14 protein-coding genes are annotated in these 18,089 nt (G+C 34.3%); 7 read left to right on the top strand and 7 right to left on the bottom strand.

What is annotated here, in order from left to right; genetic code table 11:
• Nucleotides 1-178 precede the first annotated feature (178 nt).
• Entirely contained in the window at nt 179-1,201 is a 1,023-nt protein-coding gene (locus CJ739_RS13690) for a glutamine synthetase beta-grasp domain-containing protein (protein ID WP_117176280.1), read from the top strand.
• 76 nt (nt 1,202-1,277) lie between these two features.
• Here the strand turns inward: CJ739_RS13690 and CJ739_RS13685 are convergent, their stop codons facing one another.
• Nucleotides 1,278-2,225, bottom strand: coding sequence for a calcium/sodium antiporter (locus tag CJ739_RS13685; protein ID WP_117176278.1), 948 nt, complete (start codon nt 2,223-2,225; stop codon nt 1,278-1,280).
• Between the two features lie 246 nt (nt 2,226-2,471).
• Here CJ739_RS13685 and CJ739_RS13680 point away from each other — a divergent pair, with 246 nt between their 5' ends.
• A complete protein-coding gene (locus CJ739_RS13680; RefSeq protein ID WP_117176276.1) occupies nt 2,472-2,831 on the top strand; it encodes a BlaI/MecI/CopY family transcriptional regulator in 360 nt (119 codons plus the stop codon).
• A gap of 2 nt (nt 2,832-2,833) precedes the next feature.
• Complete coding sequence (locus CJ739_RS13675) at nt 2,834-4,651, top strand: M56 family metallopeptidase (RefSeq protein ID WP_117176274.1); 1,818 nt, start codon at nt 2,834-2,836, stop codon at nt 4,649-4,651.
• Nucleotides 4,652-4,714: 63 nt separating this feature from the next.
• Here CJ739_RS13675 and CJ739_RS13670 read toward each other — a convergent pair whose 3' ends face one another.
• Nucleotides 4,715-6,679: an endonuclease gene (locus CJ739_RS13670; RefSeq protein ID WP_117176272.1), complete on the bottom strand. Its 1,965-nt coding sequence runs from the start codon at nt 6,677-6,679 to the stop codon at nt 4,715-4,717.
• Nucleotides 6,680-7,330: 651 nt separating this feature from the next.
• Between CJ739_RS13670 and CJ739_RS13665 the strand changes: the two genes are divergently transcribed.
• Nucleotides 7,331-7,483: an SsrA-binding protein gene (locus CJ739_RS13665; RefSeq protein ID WP_117176270.1), complete on the top strand. Its 153-nt coding sequence runs from the start codon at nt 7,331-7,333 to the stop codon at nt 7,481-7,483.
• A 283-nt stretch (nt 7,484-7,766) separates the two neighbouring features.
• Here CJ739_RS13665 and CJ739_RS13660 read toward each other — a convergent pair whose 3' ends face one another.
• Together CJ739_RS13660 and CJ739_RS13655 are read right to left on the bottom strand one after the other, a co-directional pair.
• Complete coding sequence (locus tag CJ739_RS13660; protein ID WP_117176268.1) at nt 7,767-7,859, bottom strand: DNA polymerase beta superfamily protein; 93 nt, start codon at nt 7,857-7,859, stop codon at nt 7,767-7,769.
• Nucleotides 7,849-9,237, bottom strand: coding sequence for an RtcB family protein (locus CJ739_RS13655; RefSeq protein ID WP_117176266.1), 1,389 nt, complete (start codon nt 9,235-9,237; stop codon nt 7,849-7,851). Before CJ739_RS13655 ends, CJ739_RS13660 begins: the two co-directional genes overlap by 11 nt.
• A 163-nt stretch (nt 9,238-9,400) precedes the next feature.
• On the opposite strand from CJ739_RS13655, the gene CJ739_RS13650 reads away from it, so the two are divergent.
• Together CJ739_RS13650 and CJ739_RS13645 are read left to right on the top strand one after the other, a co-directional pair.
• Entirely contained in the window at nt 9,401-10,018 is a 618-nt protein-coding gene (locus tag CJ739_RS13650) for an HD domain-containing protein (protein ID WP_117176264.1), read from the top strand.
• Nucleotides 10,018-11,025 (top strand): helix-turn-helix transcriptional regulator, encoded by a 1,008-nt coding sequence (locus tag CJ739_RS13645; RefSeq protein WP_117176262.1) that lies wholly within the window; start codon nt 10,018-10,020, stop codon nt 11,023-11,025. Before CJ739_RS13650 ends, CJ739_RS13645 begins: the two co-directional genes overlap by 1 nt.
• A gap of 135 nt (nt 11,026-11,160) precedes the next feature.
• On the opposite strand, the gene CJ739_RS13640 is transcribed toward CJ739_RS13645, so the two are convergent.
• From CJ739_RS13640 to CJ739_RS13630, 3 genes are all read right to left on the bottom strand, one after another.
• Nucleotides 11,161-12,345: an efflux RND transporter periplasmic adaptor subunit gene (locus CJ739_RS13640; protein WP_117176260.1), complete on the bottom strand. Its 1,185-nt coding sequence runs from the start codon at nt 12,343-12,345 to the stop codon at nt 11,161-11,163.
• 4 nt (nt 12,346-12,349) lie between these two features.
• Nucleotides 12,350-16,681, bottom strand: a complete 4,332-nt coding sequence (locus CJ739_RS13635) for a CusA/CzcA family heavy metal efflux RND transporter (RefSeq protein WP_117176258.1) — start codon at nt 16,679-16,681, stop codon at nt 12,350-12,352.
• Nucleotides 16,682-16,775: 94 nt separating this feature from the next.
• The gene (locus CJ739_RS13630; RefSeq protein WP_117176256.1) at nt 16,776-17,093 is read right to left on the bottom strand and encodes a DUF6660 family protein; all 318 of its coding nucleotides are present in this window, start codon (nt 17,091-17,093) and stop codon (nt 16,776-16,778) included.
• 362 nt (nt 17,094-17,455) lie between these two features.
• Between CJ739_RS13630 and CJ739_RS13625 the strand changes: the two genes are divergently transcribed.
• Nucleotides 17,456-18,019 (top strand): type 1 glutamine amidotransferase domain-containing protein, encoded by a 564-nt coding sequence (locus CJ739_RS13625; RefSeq protein ID WP_117176254.1) that lies wholly within the window; start codon nt 17,456-17,458, stop codon nt 18,017-18,019.
• Nucleotides 18,020-18,089: the final 70 nt, after the last annotated feature.

Here is an 18,089-nt window from a genome sequence, read left to right as displayed (position 1 = left end):
GTTAAGAATTTTTCATTATTTATATAAAAAAATATACTTTTTTTAATAGAAGCCTTAAAAAAATAGGGTATAAATAAAAATAACTTAGGTTTTTACTTTAACACCCCCTTAGATATAAAGTATCTTAATAAAAATATATATTTGTTGAAACATTATTAATTTCTCATTTTAAAAAATTATGGCAAAAATTAAATTAGAATACATTTGGTTAGACGGTTATTACCCAACTCAAAACATGAGAAGTAAAACCAAAGTAGAAGAGCATGAAAACTTTAAAGGAACTCTTGAAGAAATAGGAAACTGGTCTTTTGATGGATCTTCTACAAGACAAGCAGAAGGTGGATCTTCAGACTGTTTATTAGTGCCTGTAGCAATTTATCCAGATCCAGAGCGTGTTAATGGATATTTAGTAATGACTGAAGTTATGAATGCCGATGGAACACCTCATGAATCTAATGGTAGATCTACTATTGATGATGACAATGATGATTTCTGGTTTGGTTTTGAGCAAGAATATTTTATAATGGATACTGCAACACAGTTACCACTTGGTTTCCCTGTTGGTGGTTATCCTGCACCACAAGGTATGTATTACTGCTCTGTTGGTGGAAAAAACACACATGGTAGAGATTTAGTTGAAGAGCATGCAGATTTATGTATTCAAGCTGGTTTAAATTTTGAAGGAATTAACCAAGAAGTTGCTTGTGGACAATGGGAATTCCAATTGTTTGCTAAAGGTGCAAAATTAGCTGGTGATGAATTATGGATTGCTAGATATTTACTAGACAGATTAACTGAAAAATATGGTTTCTATATTGAATACCACCCAAAACCACTTGGAAAAGATATGGATTGGAATGGTTCTGGTATGCACGCAAACTTTTCTAACTCTACTTTAAGAACTTGTGGTTCTAGAGAAGTTTACGAAAAAATATGTGAAGCGTTCCGCCCAGTTGTAAAAGAACACATTGAAGTATATGGTGAGTTTAACGACCAACGTTTAACTGGTAAACACGAAACAGCTTCTATTACTGATTTCTCTTATGGAATTTCTGATAGAGGTGCATCTATCCGTATCCCTTTAATTACTGTAAATAAAGGTTGGAAAGGTTGGTTAGAAGACAGACGTCCAGCTTCTAATGGTGATCCATACAAAATTGCAGCTAGAATTATTAAAACTGTTAAATCTGCTAAGGTTTAATTTTAAATACATTTTGTTCATAATAAAAAAGGGTTTGCAAATTGCAAACCCTTTTTTATTAGTAATAACTAGTAAATTACTTTCCAGCAGTAAACAGTAAAAACATAAAAATACCATAAACAAAGACTAAAAAGAATCCTTTAGCTCGGTTAATTTCAAATTTCTTAGGCAAAAGCACTAACGGTAATAATACAAAAGCGAAACCTAGCATCCAGAAAATATCACTTGTAAGGATTGATGATTCCGTAACAGGTATCGGCTTAATAATAGCCGTTAAGCCTAAAACTGAAGCGATATTAAAAATATTGGACCCAATTAAATTCCCCAAAGAAATAGCCTTTTCTTGTTTAGCAGCTGCAATTATAGATGCCGCTAACTCTGGAACACTTGTACCTATAGCTATTAAAGACACCCCTATAACTGCTTCACTAACCCCAATAGATAAAGCTATTGCTTTAGCACCTTCTACCAACCACTCACTACCAAAATATAATGATACGGCACCAATGGTCAACCATGTACCTATTTTAAAATTGGAAACCACAGCTAATGTTTCATCAACCTCTTCTACAACAGTATCTTTTTTGGTACTTCTTATTAAAATTATTAAAAATAGAACCAAGCCCATAAAAAGCACCATACCCTCAAAAGCTGAAAGTATATTGTCATTTTTAAGGAAATAGTATAGCACAATGGAGAACACCATCATTATAGGCCAATTAAGACGGTAAAAAGCTTTATCCACAACAATAGTTCCTACCATAGCGGTAACACCTAAGACCAAACCTATATTAGCAATATTAGACCCCACTACATTGGTAATGGCAATAGCTGGCGAACCCGATAAGGCTGCTTGTAGACTTACTAATAATTCGGGGGCTGAAGTTGCAAACGATACCACTGTCATACCAATTACCATTTTAGATATATTAAACTTAAATGATAAAGCTACCGACGACCTAACAAGATATTCCCCGCCTACTACTAATAATGCAAATCCTAAAACAACCCAAATTATACTCATTCTATTATTTTTTTTTGCGAAGATAAATGAAAGTTAAAAGTTTGAAGTTAAAAGTTAAAAGTTTTTATCCTGAGCTAAAATTAGACTTCCTAGTTCTATTTAACAACGAATGAAAACTTAAATTTTAGTTAAATAACTAAATACATAGTTGTATAACTATAAAAATAGTTATATGTTTGTATTGCATCAATAAAAAGTATAATTACGAAGATTCCCGCCTACACGGGAATAAAAAATCATTATTCAATGGAAAAGTTAACAAATAAAGAAGAGGAAATTATGCATATTTTATGGAAGCTTGAAAAGGCTTTTGTAAAAGATGTTTTAGCTGAAATTAAAGATGACAAACCACATTATAACACCCTTTCAACCATTATTAGAAACTTAGAAGACAAAGGCTATGTTAGTTATAATGCCTACGGAAAGACCCACCAATACTACCCTATTGTAAGTAAGGAGGACTATAAAAAACGCTTTATGATAGTGGCTATTGATAACTATTTTAATAATTCGTATAAAAATATGGTATCCTTTTTTGCTAAAGAAGAAAAGATTAGCGTTGAAGACTTAAAAGAGATTATTGCTTTAATCGAAAAGGATAAATAATTATGGAATATTTAATAAAAGCCAGTGCTATTATAGCCCTATTTTATATAATTTATAAAATATTATTACAACGCGAAACCTTTTTTGAGTTAAATAGATGGTTTTTGTTAATAGGATTAGTTGCTGCCTTTTTATTGCCTTTTATAGTCATACCCATCTATGTAGAGGCACCCCCTTTAGACTTTTCCGGTTATATTTTCAAAACATCTATTACAACCGAAAACGTAGAAAAACCTTTTAATTTATTAGAGTATTTACCATTAATTTACGGCCTGGGGGTTGTGTGTTTTTCTATTCGGTTTATTGTTCAGTTTACATCTTTGGCTCTTGTGTTTATTAAAAACAAAGGTGAAAAAATTGATGGTTATCGATTTATAAAAACGACTAATAATGTATCGCCATTTTCGTTTTTTAATTGGATAGTCTATAACCCAATACCATTTAGCAAAACGGAGCTTGAACAAATAATTACCCACGAAAAAGTACACGCAAAACAAAGTCATTCATTCGATATATTGATAACGCACATAAGTTGTGTTCTACTTTGGTTTAATCCATTTATCTGGCTATACAATAAAGATTTAAAACAAAATTTAGAATTTATAGCCGATGCGGTTACTGCAACCAAAACCGACTGCAAAAAAAGCTATCAATACACCTTACTTAAAACAAGTATGCCATCTCATCAAATGGCTTTAAGTAATCCTTTTTATAATTCATTAATCAAAAAACGAATCGTTATGTTACACAAATCAAAATCAAAAAAGATCAATCAACTGAAGTATGCTTTAGTTATTCCTGCCTTAGCCTTATTTTTAATGAGCTTTAATACCGAAGAAGTTTATATCCAAGAAGTAAATAACAGAGCTTTAAACCCCGATAATTCCAAGGATATAAAAATTATTTTTAATAAAGATTTAACCGACAATGATTTAGAAAAAACAAAAAGTGAGCTTAAAAAAGACAGTATAGATTTTGCTTATACGAACTTAAAAAGAAATGAAAAGGAAGAAATTGTTAGTATCACTACCAAATTTCAAAATGAAAGAGGTAGTAGTGCTACCTGGAATGCCTACAATACTAAGAATGAACCTATAAAACCTTTTTACTTTTTTAAAACAGAAAAAACCATTGGAGTAAGTATACTTGATAAAGAAACAAGTGAGATTGAAGATTCCAAAGAAACCAATAAAACATCTCCATGGAAGGTATCTGTTCGAAACAATATTTCTTCAGACAGCATATCTGTTGTTGAATACACAAATGACTCAATTCATTTTAACAAAAAGAAAGAAGCAGTTAAAACTTATAGAGAAGAAGCAAAAGATGAAGTTATTATTATAACAAATAACACTCATACCAATTACAATACCAACCAAGAACAACAACCGCTATTTATTGTTGACGGCAAAGAAATATCTAAAGAAGATATGAATGTATTAGACCCTAACCACATTAAGAAAATAGATGTATTGAAAGGTGAAAATGCTACCAGATTGTTTGGTGATAAAGGAAAAGAGGGTGTTATTTTAATTACAACAAAGAAAGATAAACGGGAAGATCACCTTATAGTTAAAAAACCTTTTGATTCAATTTCCAAAAGAAAAAATTCATCAAAACACACTACGAAACACACTATTAAACTAAGTGGTGAAGCTTTATATATAATAGATGGAAAAGAAGAAAAAGAAGAAGTATTTGAAAAAATACATCCAGACAAAATAGCCTCAGTTAATGTTTTAAAAGGTGATCATGCCATAAAAAAATACGGCGAAAAAGGCAAACATGGTGTGATTGAAATAACAACCAAAAAGAAGTAAAAAACCTACCTACCCTAATTTACAAAACACTTCACAGTATTTTTTAAACTCTGTGAAGTGTTTTTAATTAACGACTACTTTCTGTGTGTGTATTTTGCCGTTAGAAGATACTTTAAGCAAATAAATACCACGCGACACATGTAGCTCTAATGAAGTATTTTGATTGATTACATGCGTTTTAAGCTTTCTTCCGTCTAACGAAAACACGTCTATAACGGTATCGTTTTTTATACCATTTATAAAAACGGTACCCATAGTAGGGTTTGGAAATATTTTAATGGATGAAAAACCTTTTGCATCAGTAGCTAATGATTGGCTCCACACTTGCCCAACCCTATTTCCCCACAAATATTCAACCAAATCTGGCTGGTCAATAAACGGATTTCGATTGTACTGCCAAGTATAAACGACGTTATTTCTATTCATTTCAAAATCGTCTGGCGGGTCGTTTCTATGCCAATCCAAAAGCGTTGTTAAATCTCCAAACTGCCCTTTGATACCTTCGGGATAGCCATTGACAATTTCCAATCCATTATATCGCACTGCCATATAAAAAACACTTCGAGCCACATCGCCTTTAAATTTACCCAAAGTGCCCGAAGGGCCATTATACTCGCCATAAAACTGGTTACCCCTACTGCTATTCTCTGGTCCATCGGCTGCTCGCAACGCATGCGCATCGGAGTTTCCGTGACGTAAAGAATCGGCTGTTGTATTCCAAAATACACTTTTACCATCGGCAATTTCGTCTAAATCGATACTATTAAATCCACCTCGCGAACGTGGAAATATATGTTCTTTGTTCCATTTACCAATACTGTTGGAGGTCGTTTGGTAATCCAGCTTAGCACGACCCATTTCTTTATATACCAACCAAACCTGATTGCTATGTGATGGGTTTTGATCGGCTTCTTTTAAAATATCAATTATATCTGCATAAGTTTGTGCTTTTACCACGCCTTCTTCGGCTATAATATCTTGCAGGGCTTGATGCAAAGCACTACCAAATTGTCCATCTAAACTATTATAATAGCCTGCCGGCTGTGTACTTGTTACCATACCATAAGTCGGATTTATAGGCGTTCCAAAAGGAGCCACTTGAAAATCATTATCAACAACCCGAATTCGTAAATTATTATTTAATGAGTAATTTGGTGATACCAGGCCCAACAATTTAATAAGCATTTCTTCGTCTCCTTCGTCAAAATCATCATCAATTAACGTTATACTTGTTGAAGATGTACTGGTCCCATTTAGAATGGTTATAGAGGTATTCCCTGTAAAATCAGAGGTATTAAAAGTTCCGTTATTTAAGGTAATGGTAAAACTAATATCTGAGGTTAGGGTTTGTTCTGACGTCAATACAATATCTAACGTCTCACCTTCATTATAACTCGTTTGTACTATCGTCATTAAAATGCCATTTAAAACCACACCACTGCCATCATTTAATTGCCTTGGTGTTGGCGATTTTACGGTATAAGTGCCATCGTTATTCCTTTGGATTGAGTTGGTGTTATTGGTTGCACCTTCACTAATTATTTGAATACTTGGGTTGAATGCTGAAAAAATAGAAACAAATTCGTTTCCATCTGATTGTGTTGTTCTGTAAATTAAAACGTCGATAAGTGTATCATCTACATAGGCCTTTACTGGTTCTTCAAAATCTAAATCATCAGCCTTATAAATAGCTACGGCATCTACGCCATTTTGAATACTATTTGGTGCTATAACATATTGGGGAAACGGTGACAGGTTTATACTCCCAATTAATAGCAACCCATTAACATCGGTTTCATAACCATCCAAGTCTAAAGCGAAATAACTTGTATGTTGCCCGTTAGTTGAACCATTAAAAAAAACCAACACAAATCCATCCAATGAAAAATTTGGGGTTTCGGATAATAATTCCACAAACTCTACATCATCAATGCCGGGTGTGTCGCAATCTAATTCATTTATTACTATTTGGCTAAAACCTAATCGTGGTATCAAAAAAACAATAAATAAGAGGAGACTTACCTTCATAGAAACTTTTTTTTTACAAATATATAGCTCTTAAACTATTTTTAAATCTCTCTGTAAAACTTTAACTAAACTCAATAAATTGTTCTTTAGTACATGAGAAAAATTGAAATTTCCAATGTCTTCGACTTTAGTTTATCTTGAGCGCAGTCGAAAGGCTCAGACTGACATCTGAATATATTTGGATCTTTATTATGTACTAATATACCGTTCATAAAATTATTAAACCTAAAAAAGATCAAAATGGATAAATCATGCCATTTTTATAACAAACAACCCCTTGCTCAATAAAAAAAGTTTCAAAAAAGGCCTATAAATGTTTTAAAATGAAATTAAAAATATAATATATAGTTACATTTTATAACATTAACCAAGGCACTATATAAAATATTAATAGATATATCATTTTTAGGCTTACATATTTGTATGCAAATTCATAGATTTTGGTAAAATTTCAGGTTTATATTTTAGTAAAAATGTACCTTCAAAAAACATTGATGTAATAAACTATTTACTAACCTTAAAAACCTAAAATGATGATAACACTTGCCAAACTTATAATCGTTATTATACTTTCGATTATATAAGCCAACAAACGTAAAACTTAGTCTAGAATAAGTTTTATTATTTTTGTTTTCTAAGAAGTATTTTAAAATGAAAAAGCAAGTATTCAAATTTTTAGCAAAGGTTAATAAACTGATACTCCCCAGTTACTCTAAAAAACAATTAGATTTAGCTAAAGCAACCAAACTACAAATGGCAATTATTGGGTGGAGATGGTTTGTAACAAAAAATGCATTAGATTGATTTTATTATATAAAAAAGACCTTCATTTTCTTGAAAGCCTTCTTTACTTTTGTGACCCTAACCGTACAATTTTTAAACCATTTTTTGGAGTGTACGTTCCCTATAAAATAGAATTGTTTAAAAATGTACTTATTTAAAAAGCAGTCAAAATAAATCACTAAAAAATGGAGGTTATTACACTATTAAGAACAATTCTAGCCTAAGTCATAAAAAGGATTTATAATAATATAGCTATACCCGTTTTCATCCGCCGAAAATGGTTCACTTTATCCGCCCCTGTCTGCTAAGCCCTGCTTCCCGATTCTACAGCAAATAAGATTTCTATATTTCTATCTTCTTCTATTTGTTTTAACTTATTAAGTATTTCATTTCTCATTATTTCTTCTTTTTTTCCAAGGCGCATTTTTCTTCCAATCGCCAGCCATAATACACCCAAAAGGTAATACTTCGTCAACAACTTTTCCTAAACCAAATTCTTCCATTTGATTTCTTACGGTTTCGGCATTTTTGTATGCACTTGGCAGTTCTGTGATATCAATCTCTTCAGAGAAAAATCGAACGTCCAACCCTTCCGTCTCTTCATTAAAAATATCTTGGAAGGTTCCTGTTTTACTTTTTCTATGTTGCGTTCTGCTCATATTTCTTCCTGCACCATGAGGCGCAAAACCTAAATTACGCTTTGTAGTCCCACCTTCCACAATTAAAACGGGTTCAGACATGTTTAAAGGAATCAATCTTGGTCCTGTAATATCTGGCATAAATTTTTTATCTAAAGGAGTTGCCCCTTTTGCATGATAAAACAAATCACCATCTTTAAATACAAAATTATGTTCGTTCCAAAATCTATTCTCTTTTTCGATTCCTAATTTCTCTAAAGTCGCATCGTGAAGACACTCATGGTTTATTTTTGTCCATTTTCTAACAATCTGCAATGCTTCCCAGTACTGGGCTCCTTCTTCTGTTTCAAAAGGAATCCAAGCATTTTGTTTTAGTGTATCTGGCGACAATTCTTTTCGGTATCGCTCTGCTACTTTCATGCCTTTAGAATACAAATTAGCTCCAAATCCCCTGCTTCCATGATGTGTAACCATCATGGTATTTCCTGTGTTTTTAGATTTACCAATAAATAAAAAATGGTTGCCATCTCCTTGAGTACCCAAATGTGACCTTGCTGCTGAAATACATTTTTGGTCATTTAAAAAATAGTTCGCCTCTATTTCTGCTAACAAATCCATAGGAAACCTAAATTGATTTTCCCTGGAACGCCCTCCTGGACCAAAATGCGTGACGCTATGAGCAGCATCTAAAACATCTTTAGGGTCTGCTTTTCCAAAATCAGTCAACATCACAGAACAACAAATATCGGCACTATGCATTCCTGGATGAATGGCATTTTTAGCCACTACAACTCCACCCACCGGAATCGTTCCTGATGAACCTGTAGGACAGGCATCTGGCATAATAGCACCATCAACTAAAGTTGGCGTTTTCATTAGTACATTCATGGTTTCAATAACCTCATTCACATTTGTTTCTTCCAACGCGTTCCCAGCTTTAATATTAATTGAAAATGGCATCGCATTTTCATGTAAATCTATCGGGTCTGGTGACTTAAACTGCTCTAAATAGCTATCTAAAGCCGCTCCTTCCAATCCCATTTCATTAATATGCTCTAAAGCTTCTTTAAACCATTTTCCTGACTTAAAACCCATTTCAATTAATGTGTGTCCTGTAATTTCTGTTTTATTTTTCATTTCCAATTTATTTTAAACGCCGTCGACTCCCTGTTCGACGGCGTACTACTTTTAAGTCACTTTTATAATGACTTATTTATGATTCCGAAGCAAATATTTAATCAATGTGCGCAATCATTTTGCGTAGTAAATAATAATTGCTAAATTTCTAAAAATTATTCAGATGGATTTAAAAGAGAGGTTCTATCGAGTACTTGGTCATTGGTTTGATGATGACACCCAAATAAAAGAGCACTGGGAGGAACTTTTAGAAAATTATAAGCAGCCTTTTAGAAAGTATCACAACCTCGATCATCTATGGGAGCTATTCAAGTACTTCGATACTTATAAAGATCAATTGCAATATCCTAACGAAGTGGCCTATGCCATTTTCTACCATGATATTGTCTATAGTATTTGGAGTAAAAAAAATGAATTACACAGTGCTGAGTTAGCCACAAAGTATTTATTAAAGACGGCGTTAGATGATAAATCTATTGAGCGCATATTTCATCTTATTATGGTAACGAAAGACCACATACCTAGTAAAAATAAAGATGAAAAATGGATGGTTGATTTTGATATTGCCATTCTTGGTCAGCCTTGGGAAACATATTTTCAATACACACAGCACATCAGGGAGGAATATGCGTCTGTTCCAAGTTTCATGTATAAAAAGGGAAGAAGAAAAGTGTTGAACCATTTTTTACACAAACCTAATATTTACCACACTGACACCTTTTACGATCTATTTGAGATACAAGCTAGGAATAATCTAAAAAAAGAACTTGAAACACTGTAATGGCACTCAATAAAAATGCATTAATACGCTATAAAACGATAGATAAATGTTTACAGAACCACTATAGGCAATGGACATTAGATGATTTAATTGAAGCATGCTCGGACGCCCTATATGAGTATGAAGGAAGGGATGTAAATGTTAGCAAACGTACTATACAATTAGACATTCAAATGATGCGTAGCGACAAATTAGGTTATAATGCGCCCATAGTTGTTTATGATAAGAAATATTATAAATATGACGATGAAGGCTACTCTATTACTGACATCCCTCTAAATGAAAATGATATGAACGTCCTTTCCGAAACTGTTGAGATGCTAAAACAATTTAAAGATTTCTCACTTTTTTCTGAATTAGGAGGTATTATTCAGCGATTAGAGGATAAGGTTTATACCGAGAAAACACATCAGTCTGCCATCATTCATTTGGATAAGAATGAAAAACTAAAAGGATTAGAACATTTGGATGTTTTATATCAAGCCATTCTTAAAAAAATGGTTTTGCGAATTACCTACCAATCCTTTAAAGCCCGTGAAGCTTCGGAAATTGTTTTTCACCCTTTTATCTTAAAAGAGTTTAATAATCGGTGGTTTCTAGTTGGTAAAACGTCTGCCAAAAAGCCAATTTCAACTTTTGCTTTAGATAGAATTGTTGAAATTGCCTATGATACGTCCATTCCTTATATAGATGATAACTTTAATGGAGACGCATTTTATAAAGATGTTATTGGGGTAACGGTTTCAAATACCCGTGCTGAACGCATTCAATTTTGGGTGGATAGACACAATGCCCCTTATGTTATAACCAAACCTTTTCATAGTTCACAGAGAATTATAAAAAAGACAGATGATGGCATTATCTTTAATATTTTTGTACAAATCAATTTTGAACTTGAACGTATGATTTTGGGATTTGGTGATTCCATAGAAGTTTTAAAACCTAAAAGCCTTAGGGAACGCATGCAACAAAAATTAAAAAAAGCAGCCAATTTCTATGAAGATTAAGAGACTGTTTAAGCTATTTTCTGTACAATATCGCATAAATAAAAATCCGTAAACAAATAATAATCAATTGTATTACGGATTTTTTATATACTCTGAAGATGGAAATCGAAGATTAAAACCGAAAGCTTTCCATAGTTAATGTGAATGTTCCGCTTCACCTTTTTTCATTTCCGCAAGAAGGTAATAAGCATTATTGTAGGCAAATGTTGTATGAGGTTTTGGGTCTTCTAAAAATTGAATCGCAACCCAATGACCATCTTTAGCACCCAGAATAACCTCAACAGGAGAGAACGACCAATCGTCATTCTCTTTTTCTGCTGAAAACACATAAGATCGATCGCCATCTTTTACAATGGCACTTTCCGGTAATGCTATGGTTTGGATATTATCTATTTGAATGCGGCCCTGAATATACATCCCAGGAATTAAATGGCCTGTTTTGTTTTCAATTTCAGCGTGTACGTGAACCGCTTTCGGATTTTCTTCAAAGGTTTTACTAACTGAATAGATTTCTGCCGTAAGTTCGGTGTCTGGTACAGACTGTACCGTAAACGTTACTTTTTGACCTTCCTTTACTTTATATACATCCTTTTCAAACACCATAACATCGGCGTGTATGTGGTGTGTATTTACAATCTCAAACAACTCGGTTTGTGGTTCGACATATTGCCCAGTTTTTACTCCTACTTTTTGCACAAAGCCCTCTATTGGGGTGCGTAATGCAATGCGTTGTGCTATAATACCATTTTGGACAGACGCTGTATTGATATTTAGTATTTTAAGTTGTGCCGCCAGTCCATTTACCATGGCTTTTGAGGCGTCATATTCTGCTTCTGCCTTTTGAAAATTAGCACCGGAACCCACACCTGCATCATATAATTTTTGTTGACGTTCATAGTTTTTCTTTAAAAAATTACTATGGCTGTAAGCATTTAAATAATCGGTTTGCATTTGTATAATATTAGGATGAGACAAATAAGCCACTATCTGGCCTTTAGTAACCTTGTCGCCTTCAATAACTGTAATAGACACCACATTTGCACCAACAACAGTAGTGATGGCAGCTTCATTTTGTGGTGGAACTTCCAACGTGCCGTTAGCCTCAACATAACCACTCATATTGCGTAATACAAGTGTGTCTATTTTCATTTTAAGTGCTTCAAATTGTTGGTTTGTAAGAATTACTTCGTCGTCTACATGTTCAACTTCTTCATTATGGGAATGCCCATCGTTATCAGTACGGTTTTCCTTATTGCCACAAGCTATTATTAATAGTGATATAAAAAGGAAGGCTATATATTTATATGCTTTGTTTTCCATTGTTTTATTGATTAAAGTAGTGTAATTGAAATGTACTGTTTAAATAATTTATTAAAGCTTCTTGAGCTTCCAATTCAGACTGAATCGCTTCTTTCACCAGTTGGGTAAAGGTGGCATAATCTATTTCACCTTCTTGGTACGCCAATAGAGCTCCAACTTTTTGGTCTTTGGTAACTGGTAATACGTCATTTTTATAGAACTCCCAAGAGGTTTTCCATTTACTGTAATTTTCTTTGGCCTGTACAAATTGTGATTGTATTTCTTGCTTTTGAAACTGTAATCGGGTTGCCGCAATTTCCTTATCGATTTTTGCCGTTCTTATCTCTGCTTTAGTTATACCAGATAAAAACGGAACGGATATGCCTGCTTGATAACTGTAAAATCCTGAATTGCCTCCTACTTTTTGCAAACCACCTTGCAGATTAAATTTGGGTAAATTATCTGCTTTTGCCGCTTTATAATTGGCTTCGGCTTCATTTACTTTGTTTTGTGAAAAGCTGTATAATGGATGCGTTTCGACATTGAATTCCTTTATGTCGGTCTCTAAATCTTCAAACTCATTTGAAACGGTGTAAAATTCGTCAGAAACCAACCAAAGATTCAACTGCTGTAAGGCAATCATATAATCACTATAGGCTTGTGCTTTTTTATTCTGAATTTGAAATGCTTGATTTTTAGCTGCCGAATACTCTAACTTGGAAATGGCTTCCACCTCATAGTTCAACGTGACTGCTTGCTCAAAATTGGTGTAAATAGAATCCAACTCTTTATATAAGTTGTATTGTCTTTTCATCTGGTAGCATTTTGCCCAAGCCTTCTTAACTTCCAATTCCAGTTCTAATTCCGACAGTTGATAGGCTTTCTGTGCCAATTGGATACGCTGTTCCTGTAAGTGTTTTTTAGCTCCAATCCCAAATACATCTATATTTGATTGTCCCATACCAATGATGGTATAAACGCCTGTTTCATTATTAATTTCTTCGCCGCTTGTGAAAATTCGCGTAGTTCCAAAGTCATAAACAGTAGCTTTTAACCGCTCTTGTTTTTCAATTTCCAACTGTTTTTGTTTTAACAGTGGATACTTGTTTTTTGAGAGTGACACAGCTTCTTGTAAGCTTATTTCTGGAAGCGTATCGGTTATTTGCTGTGCGTTGCCATGCTTAGGAAAAGCTAGCATTAATACTATGACGGCTGTGGCTGTTACCATATTTTTGTTCATTTTTAGGGTAAAAGATTTGCGCTCTACCCAATGGTATAATATAGGCAACACAAAAAGGGTTAATAACGTAGAAGTCAACAAACCACCAATGACTACGGTTGCTAAAGGACGTTGTACTTCTGCACCTGCCGATGCTGAAACTGCCATTGGCAAAAACCCTAACACATCGGTTAAAGCCGTAAGCATAATGGGTCTGATTCTTCGTTTAGTTCCTTCTGTAATGCGATCTTTAAGGTTGGTCACACCTTCTTCTTTTAATTCGTTGAGACCGCTAATCATGACCAAACCATTTAAAACCGCCACACCAAACAGTACAATAAACCCAACACCTGCTGAAATACTAAATGGCATGTCCCGAAGCCATAAGGCAAAAACACCGCCTATGGTTGCCATCGGTATGGCTATGTAAATCATAAGGGTTTGTGGCAACGATTTTAATGCAAAATAAATGAGTATAAAAATAAGTAATAATGCCAATGGAACAACGGTTTGAAGACGATTACTGGCACGCTCTAAATTTTCGAAAGCACCACCATAACGGATAAAATACCCTGATGGTAGTTCTAATTGTGCATCTAACTTTGATTTAATTTCGGTGACCAATGATTTTACATCACGGCCTCTTACATTAATCCCAACATAGGTTCTACGGTTAGTATTGTCCCTACTAATTTGCATCGGTCCTGCTTTATAGGATATGTCGGCAATTTCGCGAAGCGGAATTTGAGTGCCAGAGGGCAAACTAATGTATAGGTTTTGAACATCTGATATATCTTCACGATTCTGTGCGCTTAAGCGTACCATTAAATCGAAGCGTTTTTCACCTTCAAAAATAACCCCTGCATGGCCTCCTGCAAAAGCCGATTGCACGGTTTTATTTAGGGTATTGATTTGTAGACCATATTGTGCCAGTTTATTCCGATTGTATGTAATGGTCATTTGTGGCAAGCCTGTAGTAGCTTCAGCTTTCATATCGCCAATACCTTCTGTACCTGCAATTATTTTTGATATTTCTTCGGCTTTTTTCGAAAGCACATCAATATCCTCTCCATAAAGTTTTATGGCAATGTCCTCTCTAACGCCTTCAAGCAATTCATTAAAACGCATTTCAATAGGTTGAGAAAACTCATAGTTAACACCAGGGATTATTTCAACCGCTTCTTTTATTTTTTCTATCAATTCATCTTTTGAAGCAACCGTTGTCCACTCACTTTTTGGTTTCAGAATGACGAAAACATCGGCCAGATCCATAGGCATGGGGTCTGTTGGTATTTCGGCAACACCAATACGACTTACAACCTTTTCCACTTCTGGAAACTTAGCTTTTACAATTTGTTCTATTTTTGTCGTAGTTTCAATGGTTTCGGTAAGTGAGCTCCCTGGTTTTAAAATGGCATGAAAGGCTATATCACCTTCATCGAGTTGCGGTATAAATTCGCCTCCCATTTTGGTGAACATAAAAACCGTTATAGAAAACAAAATAACCGCAATACCTATAACCCATTTTCCTTTTAATAAAGCTTTTTCCAACAAGGGTTGGTATTTAGTTTCTACCCAATGCACAAATCTATCGCCATAGGATTGTTTATCGTTTTTTGGAGCTCTTAATATCCAGGCAGACATCATTGGCACATAGGTAAGGCAGAGAATCATGGCGCCCATCATGGCAAAAATAAAGGTCAGTGCCATAGGTTTAAACATCTTTCCTTCAATACCTTGCAATGCCAAAATAGGCAGAAATACGATTAATATGATTAGCTGACCGAAAAATGCCGTATTCATCATTTTTTTGGATGCTTCAGAAGACACTTTATCCCGTTCTTTTGAGGATAGTTTTTTCTTTTTCAATACTTGTGAAGCAATGATAAACACCGTGCTTTCTACAATAATGACCGCACCATCTACAATGATACCAAAGTCTATGGCACCTAAACTCATGAGATTTGCCCAAACATCAAATACATTCATTAATATAAATGCGAATAATAAAGACAAGGGAATAGTAGATGCTACAATTAGACCACCACGCCAATTTCCTAAAAGAAATATGAGCACAAAAATGACTATTAATGCGCCTTCAATAAGATTGGTCGCCACGGTAGAAGTGGTCTCGCCAATGAGTTTACTTCTATCTAAAAGCGGCTCAATCACCACACCTTCGGGTAAAGATTTTTGAATTTCGGTAATTCGTTGTTTTACGTTTTCTATAACATTGTTGGAATTTGCACCTTTTAGCATCATGATCAAACCACCGACAACCTCACCTTCACCATCTTGTGTTAACGCACCATAACGAATGGCTGAACCATACTGCACTTTAGCAATATCGCCAATAGTTATCGGTATATTATTAGTGGTTTTTACAACCGTCTTTTTAATATCATCCAGATTTCGCACCAAACCTTCGCCACGAATAAAATTAGCTTGATGGTTTTTTTCGATATAGGCACCACCTGTATTTTGATTATTGGCTTCTAGTGCTTCAAATATATCGGTTATGGTTAACCCTATGGAATTTAACTCATTGGGATCTACGGCAACTTCATATTGTTTTATTTTTCCACCTATTGCATTTACCTCAACCACACCTTCTACCATCGCCATTTGGCGTTGTACAATCCAATCTTGCATGGTACGCAATTCGGTAATTGAGTAAGTGTCTTTAAACTCGGGTTGTACTTTTAGGGTGTATTGATAAATTTCGCCTAAACCAGTAGTAATAGGTCCCATGGTGGGCACGCCAAAACCAGCAGGAATTTGCTCTTTGACTTCGTTTAGTTTTTCTGCCACTAATTGACGTGGTAAATAGGTACCCATATCATCGTCAAAGACAATAGTAACTACCGATAAACCGAAACGCGAAATGGAACGAATTTCGATTACATTAGGAAGGTTGCTCATTGCTACTTCTACTGGGTAGGTTACAATTTGTTCAATGTCTTCAGTTCCTAAATTGGGCGCTTGTGTAATGACCTGTACTTGGTTGTTTGTAATATCTGGAACGGCATCTATAGGTACTTTGGTGATACTCCAAATACCTGTACCAATTATGGTAAGCGTAAGCAAACCAATGATGAATTTGTTATTGATTGAAAAATCAATGATTTTGTTAATCATAGAAAAAGTTTAATGAATTATAAATAATGGTAATTTGTCCATAATTAAAATGGGCAACAATAATTTATAAGATACCTGCCTTCGCAGGTATTTATTAAACTTGTGGTGGTTGTAAAATAGACGAATTGAAATCTTTTTCTAATCCGTTACAATAAAAAAATACTTCTGAAGAAATAGTCACTGTTGCTATGGTGTAATCTGCAATAGCAAAGTCTGTAGTATATATAGGGCAGCAGTGGCAATGGCAGAAAGGCGAGCATAGGTCTGCATCTTGGTGTTGATGTTGATGATTGTCCCCAATATCTTGTGAAGCTTCTGTGTTAGCGTCATTATCAAACGTAACGTTGTCTTCACAAGGTGCTAAATTAAGCGCGAAGATATAGATCGATAATATAAATGCTAATATTTTCATTTGCACAAATATACAAATAAATGAATGCACTGGATAGGTAAAACTTACAAAAGCAAAACTGAACCTGTAAAGCAAAATGTTTATAGAAGATACAGGTATATGAACTCATTGTCGTGACGAACATATACGATGGCAATGACCGCATTAAATCTTACCATTTGTTTTCTGAGATTATACAGGAATTGAGCGGGGCTACGAAGCCATAAACTTTGCCTTGTTTTTCTACTTTCAAATCATAACGAACAACGGTATCAAGTCAATCAAAATCGCAATAAAGCACGTGCTTTTATATTACTATTAATATATTTAAACAGCTTAACAAACAAGACTTAATAAATAGTAATCATAAAAAATTTTTGAACATGAAATTACAAAACAAAAAAATCGCCATATTAGCTACGGATGGATTTGAGAAGTCTGAATTATTCGAGCCCTTAAATGCCCTGAAAGAACAAGGCGCCCGAGTAGATATCATTTCTATAAAAGAAGGTGAGATTAAAAGTTGGGATAATAAAAATTGGGGAGAGACCATACAAGTAGATAAATTAGTAAAAAACACTAATGCATCAGACTATCATGCGCTCGTATTGCCTGGAGGTGTCATGAATCCAGATTCCTTGCGGGTTAATGAAGATGCTTTGTCATTTATAAGGAAATTCTTTAAAGAAGGAAAACCTGTAGCCGCCATTTGTCATGCGCCGTGGCTGTTAATTAGTGCCAAAGTTATAGAAAACAGAACAGTCACGTCATATCACAGCATAAAAGATGATGTTATTAATGCGCGTGCAAATTGGAAATACCAAGAGGTCGTTGTAGATTCTGGATTGATAACAAGTAGAAGCCCTGAAGATTTGCCTGCTTTTATAAATAAAATTATTGAAGAGGTTGTTGAAGGTAGACATGAAAAACAAGTTTTTAATGCTTAAAATTATAATGACAGTCACACTAATATGATAAGAGGAGCTAATTGACTCCTCTTATTTGGTGTTAAATTAG

The sequence above is a fragment of the Mariniflexile sp. TRM1-10 genome (assembly GCF_003425985.1).
Classification (GTDB): domain Bacteria; phylum Bacteroidota; class Bacteroidia; order Flavobacteriales; family Flavobacteriaceae; genus Mariniflexile.
This window is presented reverse-complemented; position numbering and strand designations above follow the sequence as displayed.

Bases quoted from the DNA above. Each gene is read 5' to 3' on its own strand.
- CJ739_RS13630 (WP_117176256.1), bottom strand. From the start codon at position 17,093: ATGAAAATATTAGCATTTATATTATCGATCTATATCTTCGCGCTTAAT.
- CJ739_RS13635 (WP_117176258.1), bottom strand. From the start codon at position 16,681: ATGATTAACAAAATCATTGATTTTTCAATCAATAACAAATTCATCATT.
- CJ739_RS13680 (WP_117176276.1), top strand. From the start codon at position 2,472: ATGGAAAAGTTAACAAATAAAGAAGAGGAAATTATGCATATTTTATGG.
- CJ739_RS13675 (WP_117176274.1), top strand. From the start codon at position 2,834: ATGGAATATTTAATAAAAGCCAGTGCTATTATAGCCCTATTTTATATA.
- CJ739_RS13660 (WP_117176268.1), bottom strand. From the start codon at position 7,859: ATGAGAAATGAAATACTTAATAAGTTAAAACAAATAGAAGAAGATAGA.
- CJ739_RS13690 (WP_117176280.1), top strand. From the start codon at position 179: ATGGCAAAAATTAAATTAGAATACATTTGGTTAGACGGTTATTACCCA.
- CJ739_RS13655 (WP_117176266.1), bottom strand. From the start codon at position 9,237: ATGAAAAATAAAACAGAAATTACAGGACACACATTAATTGAAATGGGT.
- CJ739_RS13645 (WP_117176262.1), top strand. From the start codon at position 10,018: ATGGCACTCAATAAAAATGCATTAATACGCTATAAAACGATAGATAAA.
- CJ739_RS13625 (WP_117176254.1), top strand. From the start codon at position 17,456: ATGAAATTACAAAACAAAAAAATCGCCATATTAGCTACGGATGGATTT.
- CJ739_RS13670 (WP_117176272.1), bottom strand. From the start codon at position 6,679: ATGAAGGTAAGTCTCCTCTTATTTATTGTTTTTTTGATACCACGATTA.
- CJ739_RS13640 (WP_117176260.1), bottom strand. From the start codon at position 12,345: ATGGAAAACAAAGCATATAAATATATAGCCTTCCTTTTTATATCACTA.
- CJ739_RS13650 (WP_117176264.1), top strand. From the start codon at position 9,401: ATGGATTTAAAAGAGAGGTTCTATCGAGTACTTGGTCATTGGTTTGAT.
- CJ739_RS13665 (WP_117176270.1), top strand. From the start codon at position 7,331: ATGAAAAAGCAAGTATTCAAATTTTTAGCAAAGGTTAATAAACTGATA.
- CJ739_RS13685 (WP_117176278.1), bottom strand. From the start codon at position 2,225: ATGAGTATAATTTGGGTTGTTTTAGGATTTGCATTATTAGTAGTAGGC.